The 11,708-nt window shown below is 56.4% G+C and carries 8 protein-coding genes; 2 read left to right on the forward strand and 6 right to left on the reverse strand.

Annotated elements, in window-relative coordinates; translation table 11 throughout:
• Positions 1 to 457 precede the first annotated feature (457 nt).
• Both ACGY09_RS19725 and ACGY09_RS19730 read right to left on the reverse strand, forming a co-directional pair.
• Entirely contained in the window at positions 458 to 1,159 is a 702-nt protein-coding gene (locus ACGY09_RS19725) for a PEP-CTERM sorting domain-containing protein (RefSeq protein ID WP_397569109.1), read from the reverse strand.
• A gap of 301 nt (positions 1,160 to 1,460) precedes the next feature.
• A complete protein-coding gene (locus tag ACGY09_RS19730) occupies positions 1,461 to 3,170 on the reverse strand; it encodes a hypothetical protein (protein ID WP_397569110.1) in 1,710 nt (569 codons plus the stop codon).
• Between the two features lie 534 nt (positions 3,171 to 3,704).
• Between ACGY09_RS19730 and ACGY09_RS19735 the strand changes: the two genes are divergently transcribed.
• Complete coding sequence (locus tag ACGY09_RS19735; RefSeq protein ID WP_397569111.1) at positions 3,705 to 5,192, forward strand: hypothetical protein; 1,488 nt, start codon at positions 3,705 to 3,707, stop codon at positions 5,190 to 5,192.
• 35 nt (positions 5,193 to 5,227) lie between these two features.
• On the opposite strand, the gene ACGY09_RS19740 is transcribed toward ACGY09_RS19735, so the two are convergent.
• Positions 5,228 to 6,085, reverse strand: a complete 858-nt coding sequence (locus tag ACGY09_RS19740) for a RidA family protein (RefSeq protein WP_397569112.1) — start codon at positions 6,083 to 6,085, stop codon at positions 5,228 to 5,230.
• Between the two features lie 348 nt (positions 6,086 to 6,433).
• On the opposite strand from ACGY09_RS19740, the gene ACGY09_RS19745 reads away from it, so the two are divergent.
• Entirely contained in the window at positions 6,434 to 7,774 is a 1,341-nt protein-coding gene (locus tag ACGY09_RS19745) for a hypothetical protein (protein WP_397569113.1), read from the forward strand.
• 231 nt (positions 7,775 to 8,005) lie between these two features.
• Here the strand turns inward: ACGY09_RS19745 and ACGY09_RS19750 are convergent, their stop codons facing one another.
• From ACGY09_RS19750 to ACGY09_RS19760, 3 genes are all read right to left on the reverse strand, one after another.
• Positions 8,006 to 8,986 carry a zinc-binding dehydrogenase gene (locus tag ACGY09_RS19750; protein WP_397569114.1) on the reverse strand — a complete coding sequence of 327 codons (981 nt, stop codon included), beginning with the start codon at positions 8,984 to 8,986 and terminating at the stop codon, positions 8,006 to 8,008.
• 265 nt (positions 8,987 to 9,251) lie between these two features.
• The gene (locus tag ACGY09_RS19755; protein WP_397569115.1) at positions 9,252 to 10,322 is read right to left on the reverse strand and encodes a DUF1559 domain-containing protein; all 1,071 of its coding nucleotides are present in this window, start codon (positions 10,320 to 10,322) and stop codon (positions 9,252 to 9,254) included.
• Between the two features lie 267 nt (positions 10,323 to 10,589).
• Positions 10,590 to 11,036: a hypothetical protein gene (locus ACGY09_RS19760; RefSeq protein ID WP_373653249.1), complete on the reverse strand. Its 447-nt coding sequence runs from the start codon at positions 11,034 to 11,036 to the stop codon at positions 10,590 to 10,592.
• Positions 11,037 to 11,708: the final 672 nt, after the last annotated feature.

Below are 11,708 nucleotides of genomic sequence, written 5' to 3' on the forward strand. Positions count from 1 at the left end.
TTGGGGTATTCTTCGTCAGGGACCGCTTACGATTTGCAGCATAGAAGAAGTGGCCGAGAATTCAACTCAGCCCTCAAGGAGGGACGTGTCGCCAGAGAGCCTTTGGTTCAGCGGACGGCGATCGGGACGGCGACTCGTTTCTAAAGCTTTTCTGCTCTACGAGTCGCCCTGTCGATCCTTCGGCAGGAAAGCCGAATGGGAAATCTGAAGGCCTCAAGACCGACCTCCCCCTTCCTCCTCGCGTTGTCGAGGGATCAGGAACGAAGGATCAGGAACGAGGTCCTGCCGGTTCCACATCAGCACATGATCCGGCGGATCGCGATGGAGCCGATATCGCAACCCTGGATATCGCAACCCTGTAAGAAGAGACCGAACCGGCTGACAATTCAGTCGATTCGGTCTCATTCGCGGATACCGGCTCAGGTGATGGACGTTTGTAACGAGTTGCCGCCGTCGCTCAGGCCGCAAGCCTGGTTCGTCGACGATGGGCAGCGATTGCCAGGCCCAGTCCTCCCATTCCCGCCAGGACCATCGTCGAAGGCTCGGGAACCGGGGCGAATGTCGTGGCGAAAGAAATGTTGTTGATGTTCAACACGGCTTCAAGTTCCGTCGATTGCAGCAGAACCGAGGTAAATGCGACGTCGTCTGTCACGCCGACAAAATCGAGCAGAGTATAGTCGCTGGCCGTCGAGGATTGTGTGAAGCTGTTTCCGTTCGAGAGTGTAAATGTTACGTCGTATCCGAGGAACGTCCCGAAATTCAGAGCGAATCCATGAACCGGTCCGGAGAACTCGATCAGGATATTGACTGCTTCAGGCGTGCTACCGGGAGAGGAGTTCTGTGCCGAGATCACCGCAGGGACCCCAGACGCCAGGGGCCCAATATTGTAAAGACTGAGAAAACTATCCTGATCGTTGACGGATGTGGACTGGCTGAACGTCAGGCTTCCGTAGGAATGAGAGGCGTCACCTTGTCCGAAGTCGACGAACGTATTCGGACTTGGGTCGGGAATCTTCTCTGTCGTGATTCCCGAAACATTCGCACTCCACGAAGCCAGATCAGCATAGGTCACCATCGCTGCGGTGGCATGACCTGTTTGGAACAGGAGTTCTGCAAACAGAGTCGCGGCGAAGAGGGAACAAAACGTCAGGCTTTTCACGGATGCAACCTTTACTGTTCAAATGTGAGTTTATACTAAGTGAACAGAATAGCGGTCGGATTCAGGGGAACGCAAGAAGATTAAAAAACCGCACGCACAATTCTGCAGGGGGCGAATACGGTCCTGCAGGCTCTCATTTTCGAAAGAAAACGAAGCGTTAGAAATCCTGCTGGCACACTTGCCGCCGCTGTATGGGCGGCCGCAGACACCCTGGCAGGGGCCGCGTCAGGTCTCGCTCGCCTTTGACGCTCACTGCGTCGGAATGCGCGGGGCTACGTGTTGGCATGCGGGATTCCGGTGATTATTTTCCCCGGCTCTTTTCTTTCGGCTCACCATCGGGATACATCAGCGGTGACGGGTCGACAGGGGGCAATGAGAGTCTGGTTGCGGTGTCGATGTGTAAAAAGACCGCTGCCGTTTTGTCGGCGAAGACGAGACGCCAGGTCGGGTTTTGCAGCATCCCATTAATCGCGGGTCGCGATGAGCGACTATCGAGAATCACGACGGGAGGTTCTCCTTCCCGAAACAGGTTTTGCCAGATCGGGTCACCTGCCGCCATTGCTGCGAGAATGCCGTTGTAGAGTTGGAATGTCTGCTGGGTGCAGACTTCCAGGCGTGCGTCCATGAAGACCTTTCGCAGAGGCCCATTGTGGTACACGTAGACTTCGGCCTGACCGATGTGAGCCACGAACGCGCGCATCGGGAACCCGTCCCGTCCCGCAAATTTCGCGGCATCGTGAATGAACCAGTTGGGTGCTTCCCCCAGTCCGAAAGGCTTATTCTTTTCGCCGATCTGATTCCAGACGCCACTGACGACCAGTCCGGTCAGAATGACAAACAGACCGGTCATTCCCTGTGCGAGTTTGACTCTCTTCCCGGTCGGGTGGGCGCGATCACCCGCGGTGCTGCCAGCGACGGATAGAGAACTAATCACTTCGGCGGCAGCGAAATTCTGGCAGGCGATGACGGCTGAGACGAGAGCGAAAATATTCGTGTTCCGACTGGCCTGCCAGGCCAGGTGGGAATAGCCGGCGAACAGGATCAGCCGGTAGGGGCTCCATCTCCCTTTCTTGACCAGCAGCCAGACGAAGCTGGCCGCCGTCACCAGCCAGACAATCAGTTCTGAAATGACAAAGAGATTGCTCAGTCCGAACTGCATCACGAAATCGATGGGAGGACGAAACTCTCCGATGTTCTGGCGATAGAACTCTTTCTCGACCGAAAATTTTCTGTAGAGCGTTAAGGGGAATAAGGCCCCCTCTTCAAAATACGGATTGATCAGACAGGCGAGCGCCACGAGCACTGCAACGACAAATACCGCGCCGAGCGGAGGTCCGTCCGTGCGCGGTTCGAGACCGAATCGGCCACCCCAGCGGGAGCGAATGACCGCATCAACGGCGTAACTGAAGCCGACAATCAGACCCAGTACAAATAACGCGTGGCAGTTCACCCAGATGATCTGCAGGACCGGAAGCCACCACATCCAGTCAGGCTGTTTTTCTGATCTCCAGGCGATCCAGAGCCACATTGCCAGAAAGAGCTGCGAGAGCATCTCGGGGCGTTCGTTGCCGCGTCCCGCGATGCAGATGATCGGGAAGATCCAGAGCAGCGATTTCTTCCAGGCGGGTAGTTCGTTTCCGCAGGCCCTCCAGCCGATCGCGACCGCGGCGGTCACGACACCGGCTTTCACCAGTGTGACCAGGGGGACTCCGCCAATCGCGTACAGAATGGCGACCAGTACCTGAAACCCCCAATGCAGATCGATCCACGGCTTGTCGGCGTCGGTGAAGGTGTAGAGGTCCAGTCCGGGGATGCCGTTCCCCGCGAGGATCGACTGGCCTGTCTTCAGATGCCACCAGAAGTCGGTGTCATACATCGGGAAACACAGGCCGAGAAAGGTCCAGATGAGAACGGTCGAAAAGAGGATGGTTTCCCACTTCCTGGCGAGTGAGGGCGCAGTCGTGCTGTCATCGTGGTGGATGATGGCCGGGAAACGATTAAACAGCTTCAAGACCTGCGACTCCGAGTGAGTTAACCCAATTTGGTGTTCCGGCCGAGGGAACGACTTCGGTTCTGTCAGATGATACCGGGGACAAGTCCGTTTGCCAGTTCCCTTGACGTGAATGACTGACGACCGACGCGGTCTGTTCAGCGGCGTATGGTTCCCTGGTCCCTGGCGATCCGGAGGTGTCGGCCCACCTCTCAAGTAAAACACTCGCCGCATTCATCATGTTGCGAGAGATCCTGTGCGAGGCAGACTGGCAATGATATGCACGTGGAGGTCGGACGTCGTCAGGGACGACGAGTCCGGACGACGTTGTTCGTCTGTCTCGAAGAGAAGTGACGCCGGCAGTTACCCATTTCGACCGGCGACTGTTACGCTCGCTACGAATGGATTGATTGAAGAACAGAGGCATTCAGGGTCACTCCGCCGATTGCCCCTCATTGATTTTCTCACCCGACCGATAGGGGACGTCCCCCTGTTTTGGTCCGAAATGGCCGTGGGAGAGCGGTTCGATCGCCGGAACGATGCGAGGAGAGCTTCATGCTGGTGGGCGCACTGCAGTTAGCAAAGCTGTCTCTGTTAATCGAATCGAGAAAACGAGGCGCTCATGCCATTCGTCTGGGTCTGATGCTCATGCTCTACCAGATGGTTTGCGTTGCGCAGGGGTCAACCTGGAAGTCTGCATCAGGGCTTCAGCTCTTTCAATCACAACTGCTGGCGACGGCATTCTTCCTGTCCAGCCTGGCAATCTTCGGCTTTTCTCAATCAGTCACGGAAGAGAAGGAGGGCGAGACCATCGGACTGCTGCGACTGACTGGCATCACGCCGCTTTCCATTCTGATCGGAAAAAACGGAGCGATGTTATTAGAAGCTTTGGTGCTGGTGGCCGTGCAGTTACCGTTTACCATTGTGGCTATCACGTTGGGGGGGATCTCGTGGCCCCAGGTGTATGCGGGCTACGCGGCGCTGGTGGCGTTCCTGTGGCTGCTGGCGGCGATCGGGATCACGATGTCAGTCTGTCGGCCCGATGGGGCGAGTGCCGCTCGCACGACAGCGACGGCCGTTGCCCTCTACGCACTGCCTCCTTTCCTCACACCGCTCAGTTCGTATCCTGAATGGCAGGCCATGTGCGAAACCGCGGGAACGGTCAGCCTTCCCGCGCAATTGATGACGGTGACCGAGAGCGGATTTCAGGGCTCGGCCTGGTCTCCCGCCGTCTGGTTCGGAATCGTCGCTGGCATCGTCTGCTTAATCGTCGCGTGGGGGAAGTTCGATTCGATGGCGATGCTGGCAGCGAAAAGCGATCGCTCACCATTGCGACTGGGAACGCGCCGCATTTCCCGCAGGGCCTGGTCCAGGCCCATCATTTGGCGAGAGTACGTCTTTTCCAATGGAGGGCTGTTCTGGACAGTGGTCCGTCTCGCGGTTCCCGCTGTCATGTTTTTTTTAATACTAGGGCAAAATTCAGGAGTTGACTTGGGGTTTGTGTCGGCATGGACTGCCATCTACGCCGCCCTGTTCGGCATTCTGGATGGGACCTGGTCGGTGAGTCGGTTGTATCTGGATGAGATCCGATATCAGACCTGGTCGTCACTGGTGCAGACACCTCGCTCATTGTCTCAGATCTACGCGGACAAAATTTACGGCTGGGGATTAGGGCTGGCGCCAACCATCGTGGCACCCTTTCTCTTTATCTACCTCACGTTCATGTTTCATGACTTTCCGATCCACTCAACGATGACGATGGAGTTGATGGTGGGGACAATCACTGTGGGGATGAGCGTTTTTGGCTACCTGCACCTGCTGATCCTGATGTCGCTCTATATTGGATGGAAGGCCATACCAGCCACTCTGACAATCTGCTTCATGGCCGGGTGGTTTTACGTGAGTTCCATATTCACCTCTCGCATGGATGTTTACGCGAGGTGTGGCGCGTTCTTCGGGACGAGCGTGGTGATCGCGGTCGTGATCTGGGTGCTGCGCGGCAAGATCCTTCATCGACTGGAAGTCCTGGCGGAAACGGCCTGAAGGTAGCCAAGTCGAATTTCCGGCGATGAGGCCGCTCAGTCAATACGCAGGTCGGTTCGTGTGCCGTGCAGGTCCATTTCGAATTCAATTTCTTCGATCGGCGGCGCGCTGTAGTACCAGACGGCCCCATGAATCGCGGCAGTCCCGGCACGGCCGAGGATGGTCTCCTTGATCAGCGGTGCCACGGAATGCGCTGTATAGACGTTGATCGCACTCACCAGGGACCAGTCTGCGCCGAGTCCCCGTAGGCGCGTCTCCATCAGATCCATGACGAATTCGGCTTTGGTTCGAATCCCTGCCTCTGACTTGTCCCCTAGAGCAATGATTCCTTCCCGGTTGAGGACTCCTTCTGGCAGTTCGCCTCCTCCTGCGACGATAAAAGTCACGGGCTGCTTTCGCGTACAGGGCATACTGAGGGAAAAGCCGTACATGGCCGGTTCGGCGGGTGCCATCACGACCGGAGCTACGTTCGTCCGGGCGACCGGGTTCACTCCGTCAACGAAGATTCCCCAGTCTTTCAGGATAGCGGCGTACTCTGCATTAAACGCAGAGAAGCCAGGAAAGGTGAACGGCTTTGGGGACCTCAGTTCGATTCCACAGAGCGCTGCTTTCGGGCGAGAATTGTCTGCCAGGAATTGTTCGATCCGTTGGAATCCCGCTCGGTAGGGTACGGGATTCTGAAACGTCACGTGAGTGATCTCGAACCCCGGGCTGGAGACGACTCCGCACGAGTAAGGGGCGATGCCGGGGAGGAAGCGATAGTTACCTTCGGGATGATCGATCAGCGACATAGGTATCGTCTTCGCGGCAGGGGGGAGAAGAGGCTGGTCCAGACTCAAGGGCATGATGTCCGGGTCGCGGTCACTGCGACAGGGCACCAGACTATCGCTCATCGTGCTGCTGCGATAGGGACCGTCACGGCCCCTTGAAGCGGGAGTTCGGAATCGGAAGATAAGATCATGCGACGGTGCTCGTCCTTGCCGGTGGATGGAAGCAAAGCGCCGGTGGATGGAAGCAAAGCGGCTTACAGCAGAGCAGGGCCCCATCTGATGTTCGGATTCCCGCCTGCCGGGGGCCGGTGTCGCTGCACGGCGTTGACAGCACAGGAGCGAACATGGCATGACTTTTCTGAAGGCGATTCTTTGCTTGTTGCGAGCGATGTTCAATCGCCCGTCGCAATGCCGTGACTGTAACCACCCATGTGAGTCTGAGGGCCTGACGTGATGGATGTATTCGAACGAATGGATCGTCGACAGTGGTTGAGAACTTTTGCCGCCTTGTCATTGGCGACGGCCGGAGGGATCGTTCCCGGCGTTCGCGCTGACCAGTCGGACGCTCGTGCTGCGCGGCCGCGTGTCGCTCTTGTCCTGACAGAATTCACGTATCGCAGTCACGCTCATGTCATCGTCGAGAACTTTCTGGAACCGTATTACTTCAACGGCAAGCTGACCGAATCGGGCATGGAGATCGTCAGCTTTTACGTCGACCAGTTTCCGGAAGGGCGGGACATGGCGCGGGATGTCGCGAAACGCTATGGTATCGAGATCTTTCCGACCATTGCCGAGGCGCTGACGCTGGGAGGAAAAGAGCTTGCAGTCGATGGCGTGGTGTCCATCGGCGAGCACGGGGACTATCCCATGAACGAGCGGCAGCAGCGAATGTATCCGCGCAAACGGTTCTTCGATGAGATTGTGGCCGTGTTCCGTCAGTCGGGACGCTCCGTTCCTGTTTTCAGTGATAAGCATTTGTCGTATCGCTGGGATTGGGCGGCCGAGATGGACCAGGTAGCGAAGGAGCTCCAGTTTCCCCTGATGGCGGGAAGCTCGGTTCCACTCGCTCAGCGACGACCACCCCTCGAGATGCCGGTCAATGCAGAGATCGAAGAAGCGGTTTCGATTCACAGTGGCGGAATCGAGTCCTACGACTTCCACGCACTCGAGGTGCTGCAATCAATGGTCGAGTCGCGACACGGAGGTGAAACGGGTGTCAGTGAGGTGCACTTCCTCGAAGGGGACGAAGTCTGGAAAGCCGCTGATGAAGGACGGTGGAGTCCAGCGTTGGCGCTGGCGGCAATGAGTGCGGCGGAAGGAAAAGCGGTCACCTCACTTAAAGACTTTATTGAACCGGGGACGGGTAGTCAGCACCCGATCCATGCAATTCTGGTCAAGTACCGTGATGGACTGCGGGGAACAATGCTGCGTGTTGGAGCGAGTTCGACGCGATGGTGCTTCGCCTGCCAGGTGGCGGGGCGTCCCGATCCACTGGCGACGAGCTTTTATGTGGGCCCGTGGCAGAACCGGAATCTGTTCAAAGCTCTGTCACATTCCATTCAGACATTAATTCGCGAACAGCGTTCTCCTTATCCCGTCGAGCGAACGTTGCTGACAACCGGGGTACTCGCGGCTGCGATGGATTCTCACTCCGAGAGAAATATCCCGGTGACGACTCCGCATCTCGATGTGAAGTACTCGGCCGTGGATTTCACATCGATGCGGGAAATGGGAGAGACCTGGAAGTTCATCACGGACCAGTCACCGGAACCCAAAGACATCGACCTGACCGGCCGACATGCCACCCGCTGACCGATCGACTCTTCCCATCCCTCAAGTCCGCCCGAGGATGTCCCGGTCCGTCAAGTGGGGGTATCGTCCCTTCACAAAGCGGAAAGAACGACATTCCCAGTCTCTGACGCTCCTTCAGAAAATCCCCCGAACGAGTTCCGGCGAAAATCAGGTTGATGGAATTGCTCGGTCTGCTGACGCTCAAGCCGCTTGAGGCGAAGAGGGTAAAACGTTTGGCGACAGTTATTTCGCCTATTTTCCCAGCGCAGGGAAGGTGACGATGACTTTGAGCACCCCTTCTTTGCGATCTCGGAAGAGCTCGAAGCTTTCCTGTAGCCGTCGGAGGGGAAACCGGTGAGTGATGATGGGAGCGACGTTGATTCGTCCTTCTTTGATCCACTGCATGGCCGATGGAAAGTCTCTCGAGAAATCGGGACCGACGGAGGTGTAAACAGAGATGTTTTTGAAGAACAGGTCACGCCAGCGCAAGTCGTTGATCTTTTCGGGTGGCACGCCAAAGAACAAAATCTGCCCCTCGGGTCTGCAGAGATCAATGCACAGATTGAACTGTTGATCGGCATGGCCCACGCATTCGATCACAACGTCAGGCAATCTGCCCCCCAGGATTTTTTTGACTTCCGTTACCGGATCGGTGTTCGCGTTGCAGATCGTAGCTGTGGCACCCATCTGCGGGCTGGTCTCAAGACGGCCTTGGACCAGATCGATGCCGATCACCTGACGCGCTCCGAGATTTCTGAGGGCCGCGTTGAAAAGCTGACCCATGGGTCCCTGTCCGACGACGACAACGTCACGATCAAGGAGGGAAGGGAGCTTCTTGAGGGCAAAGATGACGGTCCCCAGTGGCTGGGCCATGAGCGCCTGTTCTTCCGGGACATTGGTCGCGACGGAGATTGCACGGTTCTCGTCCAGGATAAATCGTTCGGCCAGGCCCTGCTGAGCCACGGGGACGGCCAGAACGCGGTCGCCCGTTTTCCATTTCTTCCCGTTCGTCGCGACGACGGTTCCGATCATTTCGTGAAGCGAATGACCTAACGCGATCGGCCATTCATTCCAGCCATTAAAGTAAGGAAGATCCGATCCGCACAGACAGGTTGTTTCGGGCTGGAAGACGATTTGCCCGGAGCAGCCATGCGGAGGTTCGGACGGCAGAACAGGCTCAGGAACTTCGATCAACCGCACTTTTCCCGGGGCATACATGTCGCCGATCAGCATAGGGGCCTCATGATGATGGAACAGGAAGGGGCAGGAACTGGAGTTGACAGATCCTCACTCTAACCCGTCTGCTTTCGACAATCATCTGAAAGCGACAGAAAACCTCATTCGGCAGGAAGGTGTGACTGGTGGCGGGGATGGGTGTGGGACGACGGTTGTCATTGAAAGTGGTGACTGAAAAGGCAGAGGACTCGCAAAGCATGCTTTGCGAGTCCTCTGGTGCGCGTCAAATCGTTACCCGTCGGTGCTCCCGGCACCCGTCGGATTAGAATTCACCGACGATTTCGCCACCCTTGGGTGTGCACAGTCCGATGAAGACGTCGAAGGAGATGTTCTCGCTGATCAGCTTGACGGCTCCGTCCCCGAGCAGGAAGTGAGCACCACCGGTGTGGAACGAGTAGGGCTGGCTGTTGCCGTGGGTTCCGAACACGTAAGGAGCGTCGGTGTGCGGATAGGAAGAGGATCCGATATCCAGCCCGTTGGTGGCGTTCAGTGCGGCTGTACCGAGGAAGTCTGAACCGTCAGCCTTGGCACCGAAGTAGAGGATGTCGCTGGCAGGCCGTGCCCAGCCACCGCCGTTGACGCGGTTGGTGGGGAGACCACCGAACTGTCGGCTCTTGCGCCAGACGGCAGGGCGACCTGACGATTCGGCAAAAGCGATGGTGTTCGACAGACCATCGGTGACGTCGCTGAACTTGGCTCCGGAAAGCTTCTGGCCCGATGCTGTGGTGATCGTAGCGTTCTTGGGGAAGAAACCGGCAATGTACTGGTAAGTCGGGTCGGCAGGGTCAGTGTGCAGGTTGGTCAACTGGACCGAGGTGTAAGGCTGGTTCAGCGGCGAGATGCCGAAGATGGGGGAGTAGTCGCTGGAGGCAGCGGTATCCTGTGCCCAGGCGGAAGGATTGTCAGGAACACCGTCAAGAGCCCCCCCCTGAGGATCGGATGGGCAGACGAAGGCATTGATCTTGGTTCGCGACAGGGCAACGTTGGTTCCCACACTCCAGTTGATGGTCTGGTTGTACTGATTGAAGATGTTGGCCTGATCAATGTACGGCAGCAGAGCGGTCATGACGGCCATACGAACGGTCCCGGGTGTGGGGGGACGCAGGCTGCTGGGCAGGTGATTGAACGTTCCTTCGAAGTTGTGAACGGCCAGGCCAATCTGCTTCAGATTGTTCTTGCACTGGGTGCGGCGAGCGGCTTCACGAGCTTGCTGGACTGCGGGCAGCAGCAGAGCAATCAAAACGGCGATAATGGCGATAACCACCAGCAGTTCAATCAGGGTGAATCCACCACGAGCGGTGTTGCGGGGATTCTTCACAGAGACGCGGACCATAATCAATTTCTTTCTAATAGGAAGTGGCTCTTATCGTAAGTGATTTCTAAGCCAGGAAAATTCAACTCGACATCTGCCATCACGATTGTGTGGCAATGCATGACGCAGTTCTTACACTCGGGATTCATTTCATCTTCTTGCTCCTTCGCTCATTCGAAGTCGGAGGAACTTTCGGGCGGGGACCAGGTCGGTCAGCGGAGCTCAATTTCTCTGCCAGCAGAGAAAGGGATCCGCACGGCCATCAGTCTGTTACCGGAATTGCAACGATCACTTCTTTCGCAGGATCAATTCACCGGGCTCGGTGCCATCGGGTGTCACTTCAATTTTCAGATCAGTGGTGTTCTGACTTGCATACTTCTTTGGCAAATCATTGGGGCCAGCCGACGGATTCTCTTTCGAGCCCACGATGGGATAATGCAGAGCGAGAACCTTGTAGGACCCGGCAGGAGCCCCATCGCTTTTGGAATAAGTTCCCAATTCGAAACTGCCGTCGATTTCCGTGGTCGCGGTGGGACGAACGGAGGGTGGGACCTCACTGTCCTCTGGGATCAGCGTGATCTGCGCACCGGCCAATGGCTTTCCTTCCAGCAGCAAGACTCCGGTAGCGGGATAGACGGTATCCCAGGGCTGTTTTGCTTTACCACAACCGACTGTGGCGGCGCTGGAGATGAGGGTCAGGCAGAGCAGCAGGCGATGGACCCTTAACTTAGACATTCGACAAACCTTCTCTTAATTCTGAGCAGTGAAAAACCAACATCCATTTGATCGGTGATTTATCGCGGGAGGTTGAGACTATCTCTGTTTCCCTCATTTCTACCACCTGAATCCATCGATGTGAGATCCAGGGTATTCGGATTGGCCCGAGGCCCTCGTCGATCAACCTTCACCCGGCGGGCGGCAGGGTGCCGACTTCACAGTTTTCGCATTCGCTGAATCTCAATTAACCAAATGTGAGATTATTCTCACGCGTGTTAAGTTGGTTTTAGAGAGCCAGTCAAGAATAAAAAAATGACACAACGTTCTCAAAAGAATTCACTTAAGTGAATATCCTCCGTCGACTGCTTGGGGTTTCTCTTCAATTTAAATATCACAAGTTCGGTGAGCATTTTTAGGCGACATCCGCTCAGATGTCAATTGCGTCTTTAATTTTTTTTGAAAATTTCGTGATTGCGGGTGCGGGCCGAATCAGGTCCCTGCGGGTGACGTCAAGCAGACAAAACTGTAATCAGCTCGACGGTTCATGCGAAATCGACTGCCAGTTTAATGGTCATTTCCGCCTAAATATTGGCATCAGGTGCCGGGTGTCGTTCCGGGCAACGGGTGTTTGGGGGCGTGCTGTCTGGATCCGTAAGGCCGTAGAGAGATGCGGGAAGGCTGTAGGCAAGG

This window comes from Schlesneria sphaerica, from assembly GCF_044336245.1.
Taxonomy (GTDB): Bacteria; Planctomycetota; Planctomycetia; order Planctomycetales; family Planctomycetaceae; genus Schlesneria; species Schlesneria sphaerica.